At 28.2% G+C, this 18,833-nt stretch carries 20 protein-coding genes; 17 read left to right on the forward strand and 3 right to left on the reverse strand.

What is annotated here, in order from left to right:
- Position 1 precedes the first annotated feature (1 nt).
- The 5 genes from Tmeso_RS03690 (at position 2) to Tmeso_RS03710 (ending at position 2,607) form a co-directional block, all read left to right on the forward strand.
- The gene (locus tag Tmeso_RS03690) at positions 2 to 997 is read left to right on the forward strand and encodes a permease (RefSeq protein WP_099188388.1); all 996 of its coding nucleotides are present in this window, start codon (positions 2 to 4) and stop codon (positions 995 to 997) included.
- 67 nt (positions 998 to 1,064) lie between these two features.
- A complete protein-coding gene (locus tag Tmeso_RS03695) occupies positions 1,065 to 1,295 on the forward strand; it encodes a thioredoxin family protein (protein ID WP_099188390.1) in 231 nt (76 codons plus the stop codon).
- 84 nt (positions 1,296 to 1,379) lie between these two features.
- The gene (locus Tmeso_RS03700; protein WP_330400289.1) at positions 1,380 to 1,856 is read left to right on the forward strand and encodes a permease; all 477 of its coding nucleotides are present in this window, start codon (positions 1,380 to 1,382) and stop codon (positions 1,854 to 1,856) included.
- A gap of 1 nt (position 1,857) precedes the next feature.
- Positions 1,858 to 2,388: a permease gene (locus Tmeso_RS03705; protein WP_099188392.1), complete on the forward strand. Its 531-nt coding sequence runs from the start codon at positions 1,858 to 1,860 to the stop codon at positions 2,386 to 2,388.
- An 18-nt stretch (positions 2,389 to 2,406) separates the two neighbouring features.
- Positions 2,407 to 2,607 carry an ATP-binding domain-containing protein gene (locus Tmeso_RS03710; RefSeq protein ID WP_278281323.1) on the forward strand — a complete coding sequence of 67 codons (201 nt, stop codon included), beginning with the start codon at positions 2,407 to 2,409 and terminating at the stop codon, positions 2,605 to 2,607.
- A 52-nt stretch (positions 2,608 to 2,659) separates the two neighbouring features.
- Here the strand turns inward: Tmeso_RS03710 and Tmeso_RS03715 are convergent, their stop codons facing one another.
- Both Tmeso_RS03715 and Tmeso_RS03720 read right to left on the reverse strand, forming a co-directional pair.
- On the reverse strand, positions 2,660 to 3,079 hold the full coding sequence (locus Tmeso_RS03715; RefSeq protein WP_099188396.1) for a universal stress protein: 420 nt from the start codon (positions 3,077 to 3,079) through the stop codon (positions 2,660 to 2,662).
- 22 nt (positions 3,080 to 3,101) lie between these two features.
- Complete coding sequence (locus tag Tmeso_RS03720) at positions 3,102 to 4,577, reverse strand: SulP family inorganic anion transporter (RefSeq protein WP_242967861.1); 1,476 nt, start codon at positions 4,575 to 4,577, stop codon at positions 3,102 to 3,104.
- Positions 4,578 to 4,742: 165 nt separating this feature from the next.
- Between Tmeso_RS03720 and Tmeso_RS03725 the strand changes: the two genes are divergently transcribed.
- The 6 genes from Tmeso_RS03725 (at position 4,743) to arsA (ending at position 10,751) form a co-directional block, all read left to right on the forward strand.
- Complete coding sequence (locus Tmeso_RS03725; protein WP_099188400.1) at positions 4,743 to 5,285, forward strand: recombinase family protein; 543 nt, start codon at positions 4,743 to 4,745, stop codon at positions 5,283 to 5,285.
- Between the two features lie 182 nt (positions 5,286 to 5,467).
- Positions 5,468 to 5,791: an ArsR/SmtB family transcription factor gene (locus Tmeso_RS03730; protein WP_330400290.1), complete on the forward strand. Its 324-nt coding sequence runs from the start codon at positions 5,468 to 5,470 to the stop codon at positions 5,789 to 5,791.
- Between the two features lie 37 nt (positions 5,792 to 5,828).
- On the forward strand, positions 5,829 to 6,890 hold the full coding sequence (arsB, locus tag Tmeso_RS03735) for an ACR3 family arsenite efflux transporter (protein WP_099188402.1): 1,062 nt from the start codon (positions 5,829 to 5,831) through the stop codon (positions 6,888 to 6,890).
- A 58-nt stretch (positions 6,891 to 6,948) separates the two neighbouring features.
- Positions 6,949 to 8,604, forward strand: a complete 1,656-nt coding sequence (locus Tmeso_RS03740) for an FAD-dependent oxidoreductase (RefSeq protein WP_099188404.1) — start codon at positions 6,949 to 6,951, stop codon at positions 8,602 to 8,604.
- Between the two features lie 20 nt (positions 8,605 to 8,624).
- Positions 8,625 to 8,987 carry an arsenite efflux transporter metallochaperone ArsD gene (gene arsD / locus Tmeso_RS03745; protein WP_099188406.1) on the forward strand — a complete coding sequence of 121 codons (363 nt, stop codon included), beginning with the start codon at positions 8,625 to 8,627 and terminating at the stop codon, positions 8,985 to 8,987.
- A gap of 21 nt (positions 8,988 to 9,008) precedes the next feature.
- Positions 9,009 to 10,751, forward strand: a complete 1,743-nt coding sequence (arsA, locus tag Tmeso_RS03750; RefSeq protein WP_099188408.1) for an arsenical pump-driving ATPase — start codon at positions 9,009 to 9,011, stop codon at positions 10,749 to 10,751.
- Between the two features lie 384 nt (positions 10,752 to 11,135).
- On the opposite strand, the gene Tmeso_RS03755 is transcribed toward arsA, so the two are convergent.
- Positions 11,136 to 11,678, reverse strand: coding sequence for a hypothetical protein (locus tag Tmeso_RS03755; protein ID WP_099188410.1), 543 nt, complete (start codon positions 11,676 to 11,678; stop codon positions 11,136 to 11,138).
- A gap of 187 nt (positions 11,679 to 11,865) precedes the next feature.
- Here Tmeso_RS03755 and recQ point away from each other — a divergent pair, with 187 nt between their 5' ends.
- From recQ to Tmeso_RS03785, 6 genes are all read left to right on the forward strand, one after another.
- Positions 11,866 to 13,983 (forward strand): DNA helicase RecQ, encoded by a 2,118-nt coding sequence (gene recQ / locus Tmeso_RS03760; protein ID WP_099188412.1) that lies wholly within the window; start codon positions 11,866 to 11,868, stop codon positions 13,981 to 13,983.
- Between the two features lie 62 nt (positions 13,984 to 14,045).
- Positions 14,046 to 15,548, forward strand: a complete 1,503-nt coding sequence (locus Tmeso_RS03765) for a DUF4153 domain-containing protein (protein WP_099188414.1) — start codon at positions 14,046 to 14,048, stop codon at positions 15,546 to 15,548.
- 411 nt (positions 15,549 to 15,959) lie between these two features.
- On the forward strand, positions 15,960 to 16,280 hold the full coding sequence (locus Tmeso_RS03770) for a phospholipase A2 family protein (RefSeq protein WP_099188416.1): 321 nt from the start codon (positions 15,960 to 15,962) through the stop codon (positions 16,278 to 16,280).
- A 100-nt stretch (positions 16,281 to 16,380) separates the two neighbouring features.
- A complete protein-coding gene (locus tag Tmeso_RS03775; protein ID WP_099188418.1) occupies positions 16,381 to 17,529 on the forward strand; it encodes a cysteine desulfurase family protein in 1,149 nt (382 codons plus the stop codon).
- A gap of 19 nt (positions 17,530 to 17,548) precedes the next feature.
- Positions 17,549 to 18,472, forward strand: coding sequence for a S8 family peptidase (locus Tmeso_RS03780; RefSeq protein ID WP_099188420.1), 924 nt, complete (start codon positions 17,549 to 17,551; stop codon positions 18,470 to 18,472).
- A gap of 24 nt (positions 18,473 to 18,496) precedes the next feature.
- Entirely contained in the window at positions 18,497 to 18,724 is a 228-nt protein-coding gene (locus Tmeso_RS03785) for a glutaredoxin family protein (protein ID WP_099188422.1), read from the forward strand.
- Positions 18,725 to 18,833: the final 109 nt, after the last annotated feature.

The raw sequence follows: 18,833 nt of genomic DNA on the forward strand, positions 1-18,833 counted from the left end.
CATGTTAGAATGGTTTAATGGTATTCTTCAATTTAAATGGCTTTATAACTTAGTAATATTGCTTGTTGAAAATGTATTTGGATTTCCTATGGCATCAAAGTTAGGATCAAGTGTTCACTTTTTTATCTATGACACTATAAAGATAATAATACTTCTAGGAATAATGATATTTGCAATATCATATATTAGAAGTTATTTTCCACCAGAAAAAACAAAGAAAAAACTAGAAAAATTCGATGGAATTAAAGGAAACATTATGGCTTCGCTTCTTGGAATTGTAACTCCATTTTGTTCTTGTTCATCTGTTCCGCTTTTTATAGGATTTGTTGAAGCTGGAATACCGCTTGGAGTAACATTTTCATTTTTAATTACTTCCCCTATTGTAAATGAGGCAGCTTTTGCAATACTACTAGCTTCATTTGGGTGGAAGATAGCTGTAACTTATGTTGTAACAGGAGTAGTTGTTGGGGTTGTTGGAGGCGTATTAATTGGAAGTCTTAAGTTAGAAAAAGAAATAGAGGGATATGTATATGAAATAAAAATGGGAGAATCTGAAATCGAAGAATTAACAAGAAAACAAAGAATAGATTTTGCTATTCAAAATGTAAAAGATATAGTAAAAAGGATATGGATATACTTAATTATAGGTATTGGAATTGGAGCATTAATACATGGATGGGCACCAGCGCCACTTCTTGCAAAATATGCAGGACCTAAAAACCCATTAGCAGTAATTGTTGCAGTTGTTCTTGCAATACCGCTTTATTCTAATGCACTTGGAACAATACCTATTGCAGAAGCTTTAATTATTAAGGGCGTAGGAATAGGAACAGCGCTCTCTTTTATGATGGCAACAACAGCTTTATCACTTCCAGAGATGATTTTATTAAGAAAAGTAATAAAACCAAAGCTTATAGCTATATTTGTAGCAATTACAGGCGTTGCAATTATTTTAGTAGGTTATATGTTTAATGCTATAGCACATTTACTTATGTAAAATATTCTTTAATCAGCTTAGTATTTTTATTTATATAAAGTAAGAATAAATTAAAGGAGGAGATTTTATGATTATTAAAATTTTAGGTGGAGGATGTAAAAACTGTAAGGTATTATACGAGAATACACAAAAGGCGTTAGAAGAACTAGGCATGGAAGCTACTATTGAAAAGGTTGAAGATTTTAAAGAAATAATGAAATATGGAGTTATGAAGACACCAGCACTTGTTGTAGATGAAAAGGTAAAAATATCAGGAAGAGTTGTAAAGCCTGAAGAAATTAAAAAAGTTATTAAATAATAAAATATAAAAAAGGTAGATATATAGGATACTTCAACTAAATTATTGGTTTTATAGAATACGAATAAAAAGAGGAGGGTTAACTTGAATTACTTGTTATATATAATTACTCTTATATTGTTAATGATATCGTATATAAGAGATAAAAAGAAAACGAAAATGGCACTAAAAAAAGCATGGAAGTCTTTTGAAAAAATATTACCTGAATTTTTATCTATTATTATTATGGTTGGAATTCTCCTTGCTTGTATAAATCCAGATGTAATAGCTAATTTAATAGGAAATAAATCAGGATGGTTTGGAGTAATTGTATCAGGCTTAGTAGGATCTATTACATTAATTCCAGGTTTCGTTGCATTTCCAACAGCTGCTATGATTTTAAAAAATGGAGCTGGATATATGCAAATAGGGGCTTTTATATCTACACTAATGATGGTTGGAATAGTTACTGTACCTGTTGAAATAAATTATTTTGGTAAAAAAATAACCCTATTAAGAAATATATTAGCCTTTATATTTTCTTTTTTAGTGGCATATATAATTGGTAAGGTGGTTGGTTAAAATGAAAATATTGAAAAAATATAAATTATTTTTAGGAGCGATTGTAATTATATTAATGTTGTATATTTTTAATAAAGAGTTAGGGTTAAAAGCAACAAGTATATCTATTTATAGTTTTAAAGAAATGTTATTTGTAATACCACCTATATTTATTCTTTTAGGGCTTTTAGATATATGGGTTCCTAGAGAAATAATGACAAAATATATGGGAGAAAATTCAGGAATAAAAGGAGTAGTTCTTTCGATGATATTAGGTTCAGCAGCAGCGGGACCTTTATATGGAGCATTTCCAATAGCGGCTGTATTTATGAAAAAAGGGGTAAAATTCACTAATATATTGATATTTATAGGAGCTTGGTCAACCACTAAGATACCTATGTTTTTATTTGAAATATCTTCACTTGGAGCTAAATTTGCAGTTACTAGACTTTTAATTAATATACCAGGGATTATAATTATAGCTCATAGTTTACTTCTTTTTATTTCAGAGGAAGAAATAAGAGAAATTTATAAAAAATCAGAATTAATTTAAGGAAGGTAAATCGGTGTTATTCCATCTCATTTAGCTAAAGGGCTTGAATTTGACACTGTATTTATTGTAAATATACAAGAAAATTACATGGATACAGATTTAGACATAAAACTCTTATATGTAGCTATGACAAGGTCTTTGCATGAACTTCATATATACCAAATCAAAAATAAAACATCTTTATTAAATAATATAGATGATACTTTTTTTAACATATAAAAAATTAGAAAAAACTCGATTTTGAAAAGAAATTCATCAAAATCGAGTTTTTTTATTTTACAATCAAAACAGGACATTTAGCTCTTTTTGCTACTTTATGACTAACACTTCCTAATACCATTTCTTGAAATGTATTAAGACCTCTACTACCTATAATAACCAACTCAAAGTTCCCTTTATTTGCATAATCTACAATTGTGGGGCCTGGTTCTCCATGTAATATATTTGTTTGATAAGATACTTTACTTGATTTTAACTTTTCTTCAATAAATAAAAGTTTTTTACGTCTTGACAATTTTAATTCTTCTTTTCCTTGAGTATGAATAACTTCACTTTTTGATTTTTCAAAATCAACTACAAAAACAACTTCGATAGTACAGTTATTTGATAATGAAGCTATTTTTATTGCTTCTTCTGTTGATCTAAGTGAGTGCTGAGATCCATCTACAGCTAGTAATATAGTATTATACATTTGACCATCCCCTAACGATATGTTAATGTGCTGATAATTTTGCATTCGCATTATTATATACAGCTAGTTTATCTACTAGTTTTGTACTAGAAGAATTCAAACCTGAAATAGTGACTTTATTATTATTTTCGTAATATTTAAGTACTACTTTATCAATAGCTCCAACAGCTGAATCATCCCAAACATGTGTATTAGAGAAATCAATAATAATATTTTCATTTTTCACAGTAAAATCAAATGATTCGACAAATCCTTGAACAGACGCAAAGAAGAGTTCTCCTTTTATATCGAATATAATACTTTGGTTTTCTTTTCGCTCAGTTACTTTGATTTTTGAGATTTTAGCAACAAAGAATAAGGCACTCAATATAACACCTGCAATAACACCTTTTGATAAATCATGTGTTGTAACTACGATAATAACTGTTGCTAACATAACAACAGAATCACTTTTAGGTGCTTTTCTTAAATAAGAGAACGAAGACCAGTCAAACGTACCTATAGATACCATAATCATAATTCCTACAAGAACAGACATTGGTATTTTTACAACTAAATCACCTAATACAATGATTAGAAACATTAAAAATATTCCTGCTACTAAAGTAGATAATCTTCCTCGTCCACCTGATTTTATGTTAATAACAGACTGTCCAATCATTGCACATCCTGCCATACCACCAAAGAAACCTGTAATAATATTTGCAATTCCTTGTCCTTTGGATTCTTTATTTTTATCACTCTCAGTATCAGTCATATCATCTACAATTGATGATGTTAATAATGATTCTAATAAACCAACAATAGCTAAAGCCATAGAATATGGGAAAATTATTTTTAGTGTTTCAAGAGAAAATGGAATATCTGGAACAAAAAACACAGGCAATGATCTTGTGATAGATCCTAAATCTCCAACTGTTCTCAAATCTAAATTTACAAAAATAGAGACAGCAGTTAATGAAATAATAGCTATCAATGGGGCTGGAATAGATTTTATAAATTTAGGTAATATATATACAATTAATAATGTGATTGCTACAAAAATATACGTTATATTAGAAATTCCAATAAAATGTGGTATCTGAGCCATGAAAATTAAAATTGCTAATGCATTTACAAAACCAATCATTACAGCTCGTGGAATAAATTTAACTACTTTCGCTATTTTTAACATACCTAAAACTATTTGTATAACACCTGTTAATATTGTTGCTGCTAATAAATAATTTAATCCATGTTGTTTTACTAAAGGAACCATTAATAATGCCATAGCAGCAGTTGCAGCTGAAATCATTCCAGGTCTACCACCTACAAATGCAATGATAACTGAAATACAAAAAGAAGCATATAACCCAACCATTGGGTCTACTCCTGCAATAATGGAGAATGCAATTGCCTCCGGAATTAGAGCTAGTGCTACAACAATTCCAGCAAGAATATCTGCTCTAACATTTGAAAACCATTCTGTCTTTAATTTTTTAATCAATTTTTTATACACCTCATATCTATTATTTTTTATTTTAATACTCTAATAAAAGCAATTTTACTATACAATAAAATAGTTTAACACATATCGTTCCAAAAAGGAACTGTTTTGAAACTTTTTTATGAATAAAAATATGGTATAATATAAAGAAAGAGCTTGAATAATAGGAGTGTATGTATGCTGATTGGATATATGAGACCGTATGAAGAAGATTTGAAATGCCAAAATCAATTAAATAAATTAAAAAAAGTAAATTGCGAAACAATTATCTCAGAGGAACATTCATCATCCCAAAAAAGAACCCAGCTAAAAAATGTACTAGGTATAATAAAAAAAAATGATAAACTAGTTGTTACAAAGCTTTTTGTATTAGCTGATTCCACACACCATTTAGTAGACCTATTAGAGATAATTGATAAAAAAGGTGCTTATGTGCAATCTATTGCTGAGAATATTGATACAAGCAGTTCGTCTAGATATAATTTTATAGATATAGTAAAACATCTAGTTGAATTTCAAAGTGATGTTATAAGCCAAAAAACAAAAAAAGGATTACATGAAGCAAAACAAAAGGGAATTAATACAGGACGACCAAGAAAATCTGACGAAAATGTAAAACGAGCTATTCAAATGTATGAAAGTAAGAAGTATACTCTTGCTGAAATAAAAAATGAAACTGGTATTAGTAAATCTACATTATATAGATATTTAGGAAATTAAGTATTATTTATTGCCTGATTTTTATAACAAATAAGGAACCTATATTTTTTTAAGTATAGGTTCCTTATTTGTTATAAATTATGTATATTTTCAAAATATTATTGACACATTATAGAGTATACGCATATACTATACATAGATACATTTAAATATATCTATATAACATTAAAGGAGGGAATAAATTGGAACAAAAGATGGATGAAATGGTAGAGATATTTAAAGCACTATCAGATAAAAATAGACTTCTTATTTTAGATATGCTTTCATGTGGAGAATTATGTGCTTGTGATATTATGGAAGGATTAAATTTAACCCAACCGACTATTTCACATCACATGAAAATTTTACAAAGGGCAAACTTGATAAAGGCAATAAAAGAAGGTAAATGGATGAGATATTCTTTGAATATAGAAACAATAAAAGAATCAACTGAATTTATAAATATACTAACGTCTTTTAAAGAAGAGTGTATTTGCAAAAATGTAAAATCAAGCTGTGATGAATAAAGTTTAATTTAAATTTTAATAAGGAGGGATTATTGTAATGGGAGAAAAAGAAATTAAAAAAAGTGGAGGACTAGACTTTTTTGGTAAGTATCTTACAGTATGGGTAGCTTTATGCATAATAATAGGTGTAGCTATAGGTCAGATTTTTCCGGCTTTTCCTAATACGTTAAGTAAATTTGAATATGCAAAAGTATCTATTCCTGTAGCAATACTTATATGGCTTATGATTTATCCTATGATGCTTAAAATTGATTTTTCAAGTATTGTAAATGCTACAAAAAAGCCAAAAGGGCTTACAATAACTTGTGTTACAAACTGGTTGATAAAACCATTTACAATGTATTTAATAGCGGGCTTTTTCTTGAAAGTAGTTTTTAAGAATTTAATTCCAGCAAATTTAGCATCTGATTATTTAGCAGGAGCAGTACTTTTAGGAGCAGCACCATGTACTGCAATGGTATTTGTTTGGAGTCATCTAACAGATGGAGACCCTGCTTATACATTAGTACAGGTTGCAGTAAATGATTTGATTTTATTATTTGCGTTTACTCCTATTGTTGCATTTTTACTTGGAGTAAGTGATGTAGTTGTACCGTACGACACATTGTTTTTATCAGTAGTATTATTTGTTGTAATTCCTTTATTAGGAGGATATTTATCTAGAAAATATATTATAAAAAGTAAAGGAATAGAGTATTTTGAAAATATATTTCTTAAAAAGTTTGACAATATAACAATAATAGGTCTGTTACTTACTTTGATTATAATATTTTCTTTCCAAGGAGAGGTAATACTTAACAATCCAATGCATATTGCATTAATAGCAGTACCTTTAATTATTCAAACGATTTTTATATTCTTTATTGCATACTTGGCGGCGAAAGTATGGAAGCTTCCGCACAATATAGCAGCTCCAGGAGGAATGATAGGAGCAAGTAACTTTTTTGAATTAGCAGTAGCCGTTGCTATATCTTTATTTGGACTAAAATCAGGAGCAGCACTTGCAACTGTTGTTGGAGTATTGGTTGAGGTTCCTCTAATGCTTGTTCTTGTTAAAATAGCAAATAATACAAGACATTGGTTCGAAGAAAGTAAATAAAAACAAGAGAGAGTATATTATATGAAGATATCGACTTGTTCGTAAAGGAGGTAAACAAATGAAAATTATTGTTGTTGGATCTGTTGCAGCTGGAACTTCTGCTGCAGCAAAAGCAAAAAGAAATACAGAAGATGTACAAATTACTATATACGATAAAGATAGTGATATTTCTTATTCAGGATGTGGTATTCCTTATTATGTTGGTACAGATATTGAAAAAAGGGAAGAACTTACACCAAGAAATGCTTCATGGTTTAAAAAACGCTATGATTTTGATATTTATACTAGGCATGAAGTTTTAAGCATTGATGCAAAGAAAAAAGAAGCATTAGTTAAAAATTTAAATACACAAGAAGAATTTATTGATTCATATGATAAGCTAGTTATTGCTACAGGAGCTTCTCCTATTGTACCTCCTATAGATGGTATAAATAAAAAAAATGTATTTTCAGTTAGAAACGTAGAAAGTGCAGATTATATAAGAAAGTATATTTTAGAAAACAAGCCTAAAAAAGCTGTAGTAGTAGGTGGCGGATTTATTGGATTAGAAATGGTTGAAAACTTATCAAATAGAGGAATTGAGGTAACTCTTATAGATAGAGAAAATCAAATAATGCCTTCTATGGATAAGGATGTAACAATAAATGTAGAAAAATATTTAAAGGAAAAAAATATTTCTTTATTATTTAAAGAAAAAGTAATTAATTTTATAGGAGAAGAAAAGATAAATACTGTTGTAACTGATTCAGGAAAAGAGATTGAAGCAGACTTAGTAATTATGGCAGTAGGAGTAAAACCAAATGTTAATTTAGCTAAAAGAGCTGGAATTACTTTAGGAGAAACTGGAGCTATTAAAGTAAATGAAAAAATGCAAACTAACATTGAAGATATTTATGCGGCAGGAGATTGTGTTGAAAGTTTATCCCTTATTACAAAACAGCCTATATATCATCCTTTAGGTTCTACAGCTAATAAAATGGGAAGAATTGTTGGAGATCAAATTACAGGAGGATCTTTAACTTTTAGAGGTATTTTAGGCACAGGTATTTTTAAAGTATTTGATTTAGCAATTGCACAAACAGGATTATCAGAAAAAGAAGCTGTTAGATTAGGATATGATATAGAAATTATTCATAATATTAAACCAAATCAACCAACTTATTATCCGGGAAGCAGTGAAATGGTTATTAAAGCTATTGCAGATCGTAAAAATGGGAAAATATTAGGTGCTCAAATAGTAGGTAAAAAAGGAGTAGATAAAAGAATTGATGTTTTTGTAACAGCTATTACATTTGGAGCAAAAGCTGAGGATTTATTTCATTTAGATTTAGCTTATGCACCTCCTTTTTCAACTACTAAAGATCCTGTTATGTATACTGGAATGGCTTTAGATAATGCAATAAGTAAAAATAGAAAATTAATAACACCTAAAGAATTAATAAAAAGGTTAGAAAATAGAGAAGATATTGTAATTATTGATGCAAGAGCAAAAAAACAATATGATGAAGCCCATGTAGATGGTGCAATTAGTATACCTTTAGGTGAACTTCGTGAAAAGGCAAAAGAATTAGATTTTAATAAACCAATAGTTACTTATTGCAATAAAGGAGTAACAGGAAATGCAGCACAAAATGTGCTTTTGAACATGGGATTTAAAGAAGTATATAATTTATCGGGTGGACATAAAAACTATAAAGTTTTTATGAATATATAAAAAGAAAAGGGGTTTTATTTATGAAAAAAATAATTATATTTGATCCAGCAATGTGTTGTTCAACAGGGGTTTGTGGACCTTCAGTAGACCCAGAGTTATTAAGATTATCAACTGTTATCAATAATCTAAAAAATAAAGAAATAGTAGTTGAAAGATATAATTTATCAAGTGAGCCACAAGCTTTTGTAGATAATAAGATAATAAATCAATTATTAAATAGTGAAGGCACAGATGTTTTACCAGTAACAATTGTAAATGATGAAGTAGTTAAAACTAAAGAATATCTTACAAATGAAGAATTTTGCAAAATACTAGATATTACAAGTGATTCACTAAAATCTTCAAAGTCTAAAGGCTGTGGTTGTGATGGTGGATGCTGCTAAGTGAAGGGAGGGTTTTATTAAATGATTAATTTTAATCCTAATGAACTAAATATAACAAAGTATTTATTTTTTACTGGAAAAGGTGGAGTTGGTAAGACATCGACAGCTTGTGCAACTGCTATAACATTAGCTGACCAAGGCAAAAAGGTTATGCTTATAAGTACAGATCCAGCTTCAAACTTGCAGGATGTATTCAATACTGAATTAAATAATAAGGGTGTTCAGATAAAAGAAGTTCCAAATTTAGTAGTAGCTAATTTTGATCCAGAGGAAGCTGCTAATGAATATAAAGAAAGTGTTGTAGCTCCATACCGTGGAAAGCTACCTGATGTAGCAATACAAAATATGGAAGAACAACTTTCAGGCTCATGTACAGTTGAGATAGCAGCATTCAATGAATTTTCAAATTTTATAACAGATGAAAAAGCGAAAGAAGAATTTGACCATATTATATTTGATACAGCACCAACAGGTCATACTCTTAGAATGCTACAACTTCCATCGGCTTGGAGTGATTTTATCAGTGACAATAAGCATGGAGCATCATGCTTAGGTCAATTAGCAGGACTTGAAAGTAAGAAAGAAGTTTATAAAAATGCAGTAAAGACTTTAGCAAACAAAAACTTAACTACTTTGATACTAGTTTCTCGTCCAGAAGTATCTCCTTTAAAGGAAGCTGAAAGGGCATCAAAGGAACTTTTAGAGTTGGGAATAAAAAATCAAGTTCTTATAATAAATGGTGTACTTAAGAGTTATGATGATGATTTATCTACTAATATTTTTAATAAACAACAAAATGCATTACAAAATATTTCAAACTATTTAAGTGATTTACAAACATTTGAAATACCACTTAGACCATATAATGTTACTGGTATCGAAAATATAAGAGCCTTTTTAAAAGAAGATAATGTTAAGTATAGTAATGAAACTCTAAAAATAGATAAAATACCTCAGTTAAAAGATGTTGTTGAAAATCTCTATAATTCTGATAAAAAAGTTATTTTTACAATGGGAAAAGGTGGCGTTGGTAAAACAACTATAGCAGCTACTATTGCACTTGGTCTTGCAAAAAAAGGGAAAAAAGTTCACCTTACAACTACTGATCCAGCGGCTCATTTAAAATTTGTGCTTGATGAAAACTATGGAATTACATTAAGTCATATTGATGAGAAAAAGGAACTTGAAAGGTATAAAGAAGAAGTATTAAGCAAAGCAAGAGAAACTATGGGTGAAGAAGACCTTGCATATATAGAAGAAGATTTAAGATCTCCTTGTACTCAAGAAATTGCTGTATTTAGAGCTTTTGCTCAGATAGTTGAAAAAAGTGAAAATGAAGTTGTTGTAATAGATACAGCACCAACTGGACATACACTTTTACTTTTAGATTCAACACAAAGTTATCATAAAGAAATTGAGCGTTCACAGGGAGATATTCCTGAATCAGTTAAAAAACTTTTACCAAGGTTGAGAAATGAGAAAGAAACAGAGGTTGTAATAGTAGCTTTAGCTGAAGCTACACCAGTATATGAAGCTATGAGGCTACAAGATGACTTAAATCGTGCAGGAATAAATAGTAAGTGGTGGATAATTAATTCAAGTTTATTTGCTACAAATACAACTAATAAAATTCTCAAAGCAAAAGCAAGTAATGAAATAGTCTGGATAAATAAAGTTAATGAAATTTCAAAAGGTAATTTTGCAGTTATTAAATGGAATAACGAAGAAATTAAGGGTGAAAAGTTACTAGATTTATTAATTTAAATCAAAAAAATCCTCTTTTTGGTAATAATCAATATTGAGATTAAATACCAAAAAGGGGAGTTTTTTTATTCGCATCCCTCTTTTGAGGCAGGAAATTTTACTTCCTTTAAATATAGTTAAAGTTTAATATAGAAATTAAAAAAATAAATGACATTAAAATGTTAGCGAATGATTTAAATGTTTTTTTATAAAACTCGGATTACAGCGTTTGAATATACGTTAAGAAAATTCGTTGTCTGACCGTTAGGGAGTTTAGAATTTTTAGGATATTCAATAAGATGTAATTCTTAGTTATATTAAAAATATTTAACACATGAGCGGTATTTTGATGCCATTTATTTTGGGCTTAACTTTATAGAATTTTAATTAATATTAAGAAGTATATTAATTAAAAGCACTAATACGTTCTTTTGTTACTTTTAACATACCATTTTGAGCACTTTCAAAATTTTGATCAGGTATATCTAAAACATTCATATTTTCATCCATCCAAAGAACCATTTTTTCATTTTCAAAAACATGGTTTGAAAAAGGAGCTTTATAGAATATTAATTTTCCATTCTTGAAGTAAGCAGAAGATAAGCCATCCATTTTACCCATATCATCTGCTTCTGTAGCTGTTAATTTCATTGGATTTCCATCCTTACTCCAAAGAGAAAGTGTTTGTTCTTCCCAACCTTCTTTTATAGCAGGTAACTTAACTTCTTTTTTCTCGTATGTATCTAAATTTTTATCAATAAGTTTTACTTGATCCATTACTGTTTCATTTATATCTTTAGATTCATTTTTATTTACTGATTCATTATCAGTTGATTCACTTGTTGAAGTTGTAGGTTCTTGAGAATCTTTTGTTTCTTCTACATTTGAACATCCCACACTTAAGATTAGACCTAAACTTAAAATTCCACATAATAATAGCTTCTTCATGATACTACCTCCTGTATTCTTTGACTAATATTTTTAATATATTAATTATACTTTTTTTTATATTGCATATAGTTACAAAAAGGTTACAAAAAAATTTAAAATTATGATTTAAGGATAAGAAATTTGTTAGAATATAAATAGTTAGTATATAATGAAAATACTAGATTTAATTCAAAGGAGTAGATATATGATTGATATACAAAAGAATATATTAAAAAAATATTTTGGATATGATAGATTTAGAAAAGGACAAGAAGAAGTTATAAACAGTATACTTGAAAGAAATGATACTATAGCTATAATGCCTACGGGTGCTGGTAAATCTCTTTGCTATCAGGTTCCTGCAATGGCACTTCAAGGAATAACAGTAGTCATATCTCCACTAATATCTCTTATGAAAGATCAAGTGGATACACTTAATGAGATAGGAATAAAATCAACATATATAAATAGTACATTAACAAATTTTGAGATAACAGAACGATTATTTGATGCAAAAGATGAAGAATATAAACTTGTATATGTTGCACCAGAGAGACTTAATTCAAATGAGTTTCTAAATTTTTTAAATGAGGCAAAAGTATCTTTAATAGCAATAGACGAGGCTCACTGTGTATCACAATGGGGACATGATTTTAGGCCTAGTTATACTAGGATTAGCCAAACTATAGACAACTTAAATAAAAGACCTATAGTGTGTGCTTTTACTGCAACAGCTACAAATGAAGTTAAAAATGATATAAAAAGCTTGTTGAAACTTAGAGAACCAAATGAGTATATAAGCGGATTTGATAGAGAAAATCTTACCTTTTCTGTTGTAAGAGGAGAAAATACCAAAAAATTTATATCAGATTTTGTAGAGAATAACAAAGAACAAACAGGAATAGTATATACATCTACAAGAAAAGAAGCGGATTCTATATATGAATTATTGCTTGATAAAGGTCATAAAGCGGGGATATATCATGCTGGTCTTACAGATGAACAAAGATCTAAGATGCAGGAGGATTTTTCGTACGATAATATAAATGTTATTGTAGCAACTAATGCATTTGGTATGGGAATAGATAAATCAAATGTTAGATATGTAATACATAATAATATGCCTAAAAATATGGAAAGTTATTATCAAGAGGCTGGACGTGCAGGACGTGACGGAGAGAAAAGTGAGTGTATACTGTTATTCAATCCAAGAGATATTCAAACACAGAAATTTTTTATAGAAGAAACTATATATAATATAGATAGAAAAGAATACGAGTATAAAAGGCTACAGGATATGATAGATTACTGTCATACATCAAACTGTCTAAGAAAATCTATACTAGAGTATTTCGGGGAAGAAAATGTAGTAGATAAATGCAATAACTGTAGTGTATGTAATGATAATGAAGAAAAAGAAGATATAACTGTACTTGCTCAAAAGATAATTTCTTGTGTTTATAGAATGAAGGAAAAGTATGGATCTATACTTATAGCTGAAGTTTTAAGAGGATCTAAAAATCAAAAAGTATTAAAATTTGGATTAGATAAATTGAGCACTTATGCAATAATTAAGGAATATACAGTAAAGGAAATACAAGAGATAATAAATAAGTTAATAGCAGATGATTATCTTGTACTGTCACAAGGTCAATATCCTGTTGTTAAAATGAACGAAAGATCTATAGATGTGTTAAAAGGTAAGGAACAGGTATTTATGAAAATAAATAAGAAGGTAAAGAAAATAGCCAACACTGGAAACGAGCTATTTGATATTTTAAGAGATCTTAGAAAGGAAATATCTACAAAAGAGAACATACCTCCGTATATAGTATTTTCAGATGCATCACTTAAAGAGATGAGTACGTATATGCCTGAAGGTGAAGATGAGTTCTTGACTATAAAAGGAGTTGGACAATCAAAGCTTGAAAAGTACGGTGATATATTTATGAAAAAAATAGATGAATATAGAAAAAGTAAAAATATAGAGAATAAAGAAATAAAGCAGGAAAAAGAAAGTAAAAAAGAAAAAATAAAAAGTCATGTAATAACACTAAATATGTACAATGAAAACGATAATATAGAAGAAATAGCTAAAAATAGAGATATAACAGAGGGGACTGTGAAAGAACATCTATTTAGATGTGCAATAGAAGGTATGGAAGTAGATTTAGATAAATTACTTCCTGATGAATACGAAAAACAAATAGAAGAGGTTGTAAATAAGGTTGGGTATAACGCTTTAAAGACTATAAAAGAAAACCTGCCAGATGAAATAAGTTACTTTCATATAAAAGTGTTTTTGCATAAAGTTAAAGGTTAATATTGGAAAAATATATTTAATATGGTATTATTATAAGGCTTTAAATCAAAGGGGGAATAGATATGAAAAATGATAAAAGTGTTATAGATACCAATATTAACATACAAGATGAAATAGATTCAGAGATTAAATTCAAAGATAAATTAAAAATTATAATAGCATCTATTTTACTAGGAATTCTATTTAGATATTTTTATAATGGAGACAGTATAGGAATATCTGAGATGATATTTGTATCTTTATTCACTTTAGCTTGTGTATACTCAGTTAAAGATAATATTAATTTAAAAAGTAAATTTAGTAATTTTATTCTGCTGTTTATATTTATAATGTGTTTGAACTTTTGCATATATAATAATAATTTAATCAAATTATTCAATTTCTTCTTAATACCTATAGCTATAAGCGCTTATATTATAACAATAAGATATCCAAATATAGATTATATGAGTTTAAAGGTTATAACACAGATTAGAAAAAGATTATTAAACTTTCCATTCAATAACATGAAAAAGATATTTTACTTTTCAAAGCAAGCTGTAAATTTTAATAAAACAAGAACTAATCACGATAATATAAAAAACATACTGATTGGAGTTGTAATATCAATACCACTTTTAGTGATCATAATAACTCTTTTGGCATCGGCGGATATGATGTTTGACTATTATATAAGAAATATAAAAGATTTATATGAGTTTGTAGTTGCAAAAATCAATTTGGCAGATATAGTTTGGGATATAGCAATGGTAATATTTTTTTCTATGTATTTTTTTGGATACATGTGGAGTCTTAAATATGAATGTGAAGAAGATAAAATTAAAGAGTATTATAAATGGTTAAATCCTGTAACTATTTTGACAATATTATTTTTACTATGTTGTATATATTTGTTGTTCTCAATAATACAATCATCATATCTATACGGAGGAAATAAGCATGTTCTTCCTAGCGGATTTTCTTATTCGAGATATGCAAGACAAGGTTTTTTTGAACTTTTAACAGTTGCTTTAATAAATTTTTCAATACTTATATTCAGTATGAAAAATGTAAAAATAACATCTGATAAAATAAATAAAATTTTAAAAATATTTTATACTATGATTTTGGTGTTTACAGGAAACATGTTATTCTCAGCAAATTATAAATTAACGATATACGAGCAAGCACTTGGATTTACAAGACTTAGAGTTTATGTTCATATATTTTTATTCGTATTATCTATAATTTTAGTATATGGATTAATAAATATATGGAAGAAAGAATTTGATATTTTTAAATTCTCGTTAATATCTATAATGACTATTTATATGATAGTTAACTGTATAAATATAGATAAGATGATAGTAAACATGAACATACAAAGGTACAATAAAACAGGTAAATTAGACAAAGAATATATACGAAGTCTTTCATATGATGCTATAGATGTTATAAAAGACAATCAATATAAATTAGATGAAAAAATCCTTAAACAAGAAATAAAAGAAGAAAAAGAATATCTAAGAGAATCTTATGATCGTTGGTATGAGTACAATTATTATAAATCTAAGTTCTTAGATTAATATAAATATGGATTTAAGCTATAATGACTTGTATTAAAATAATTTAGCACATAATTAAACTAGTTTAATTAAAGTCTGAATAATGAATGAAAATATCAATCTATAAATTGATAGGTTTTGTTTCAAGCGTATATAGTGTCCTCTTTGAAAATTAACAAATAGACATGTAATTGTATTTACATGAAGTAAAGCTACTGTAATATAAATTTATATTACAGTAGCTTTTTTTATATTCTAAAAGCATAAGAGAAAAGAAATCTTAGTCAAGAAGAAAGGGAACAAAAAAATAATTAAATTATGCATAAAAAGGTTTACATTTTTAAAATAAAAGCGTCTTTATTAAGTGTAAGATAAAATGAACTGGCCAGAACGTTAAATCCTGCAAATAAATTAAAAAGGAGAAAATTAAAAATGGAAAAAAATTTAGAACAAACAGTAAAAGAAAAAGAAATATTAAGTGACGAGGTAGAAGTTAACAGTGGATTACCGGTATATGGTAACTGGTGTGGTCCGGGACATGGTGGTGGAACTCCTATAGATAAAGTTGATGAAGCGTGTATGGTTCATGATAAGTGTTATGGAAAAGAAGGGTATTTCAATTGTGACTGTGATAAAGCTCTAACAACGGAGATAAGAAGACTTATAAAAAATGGTGATGTTCAGTCACTGAAAGCTAAAGCTGTAGTTACGGCTATGTTAGCATGGTTCGAAAATGTTCCATGTAGATCTTAATTTGACATAAAATTTGAAAACTGTAAATTCGGAAAAAATATATTTTCGAATTTGCAGTTTTTTAATAAAGGATAACTATTATTATAAGGAGATGTAGAGTATGAAGTCTATATATTTAGATACAGGAGCTACTACGCATTTAAAGAAAGAAATATTAAATGAAATGATGCCTTATCTGACTTATAACTATGGAAATGCTTCTAGTATTTACACTTTAGGTAAAAAATCAAAAATGGCTATTGAAGATTCACGTATCAAGATAGCTGAAGCATTAAATTGTGAAAAAAGTGAAATTTACTTTACTTCTGGAGCAACAGAATCTAACAACTGGGCATTAAAAGGAATAGCACTTGCTAATAAAACAAGAGGTACTCATATAATTACTACTAAAATTGAACATCCTTCTGTACTTAAAACTTGTGAATTTTTAGAAAAGCAAGGGTTTGAAATTACATATCTACCAGTAGATGAGTATGGATTGATATCTTTGGATCAACTACAAGATGCTATTACTGATAAAACAATTCTTATATCTGTTATGTTTGCTAATAATGAAATAGGGACAATACAACCTATAGAGGAAATAGGTGAAATATGTAATAAAAATAATATATATTTTCATACAGATGCAGTTCAAGCACTAGGAAAAGTACCTATTTATGTTAAAAAATACAATATAGATCTATTATCTTTATCAGGACATAAAATTTATGCACCTAAAGGAACTGGAATTTTGTATATAAAAAATGGAATCAATATAGAAAATTTAATTCATGGAGGATCTCAAGAAAATGGAATGAGACCTGGAACTGAAAGTGTGGCCAATTGTGTAGGAATTGGAAAAGCAATAAGTTTAATAACTAAAGATATTGAAAGTAGAAATAAAAAAATTAGAATACTTAGAGATAAATTGATAAATAAAATTCATAAAAATATAGGATGTGCTAAATTAAATGGTCATCCTACACAAAGACTTTCTAATAATATAAATTTTTCCCTTAGAGATGTAAATGGTACTATGTTGACACTGATTTTAGATGTGTTAGGAATTTGTGTTTCAAGTGGGTCTGCATGTAGTTGTAAATCTAAAAAGCCATCTCATGTATTACTGGCACTTGGATTATCTGAAACACTAGCAACTGAATCTATAAGAATAACATTAAGTGAAGAAATTACAGATAGTCAAATTGACTATATTTTCAATCAGTTGTCTAAGGTAATAGATGAAATAAGAATAAATACTTTGTAAAAAAGGAGGGGTAAAATGATTGTATGATGTTAAGTTGCTTTCTTTTAGAAAACATAATAATTTCAATATCACGAAAAATATCCCTGGTGGAGTAGAACTCATTAAAGCCCCTACACTTTGGAAACAGGGATTTAGAGGAGATGGAATTACAATAGCAGTACTAGATACAGGTTGTGATTATAATCATCCTAATCTAAAAAATAATATAATAGGAGGTTATAATTTCACAGGTGATTATAATAAAGATGTTAATAATTTTTATGATGAAAATGGACATGGAACACATGTTGCGGGAACAATAGCAGCAAGTGATAATAGATTAGGAATTATAGGAGTGGCACCCAACGCAAAGTTACTAATTTTAAAGGCGTTATCAAATTCAGGTCGTGGAAACTATAAAGATATAGTTGAAGCTATTGAATATGCTATAAATTGGACAGGACCAAACAAAGAAAAAGTTAGAGTTATATCAATGTCGTTAGGACTTAACAGAGATGTAAAAGACTTTTATCAAGTTATAAAAAAAGCAGTGAAAAATAATATATTATTAATTTGTTCATCCGGAAATATGGGAGATGGAAAAGGTCAAACAGATGAACTTCAATATCCGGCAATTTATCCAGAAGTACTACAAATTGGAGCTATTGATATGAATAAAAAAATAGCATTCTTTTCTAACACAAATAGCGAATTAGATATAGTTGCACCAGGAGTAAATATAATTTCAACTTTTCCAAAAGGTAATTATATGTCTCTTTCAGGGACTTCAATGGCAGCACCACATGTAGCAGGAGCAGCAGCGTTATTAATCGAAAAGTATGAAAAAAAATGTAACAAAAATCTTAAACATTCAGAAATTTTTAAGTTGGTTTGTGAGCATACAAAAACTATTGGATCCAGTAAAAATGAAGAAGGAAATGGGTTAATCTATCTTGGATCTTAAAATATAAAAAAGGATGCGATACAAGTGAAAAATATAACTGTATATATAAATAGTAATTGTATGCATTGTAATAATGCCATACAATACCTCTTAGATAAAGGTGTTAACTTTGAAGTTAAAAATACATATAAGAATATAACAACAGCAAATGAATTAATCGAACAGAATATATGTGGAGTACCAGCTTTTTTTATAGATAAAGAAATTATTATAGGTTATAACAAAAATAAATTAGATAGTATATTAAATTAAAATACCACTTTACAAAAAAAATCCTCTACGTCAATACTTTAACGTAGAGGATTTTTTTGTAAAGTGGTGTAAATTTTTCTTAAATCAAATGAAAATCATCAAAAAATAT

This window comes from Tepidibacter mesophilus, from assembly GCF_002724055.1.
Classification (GTDB): Bacteria; Bacillota; Clostridia; order Peptostreptococcales; family Peptostreptococcaceae; genus Tepidibacter_A; species Tepidibacter_A mesophilus.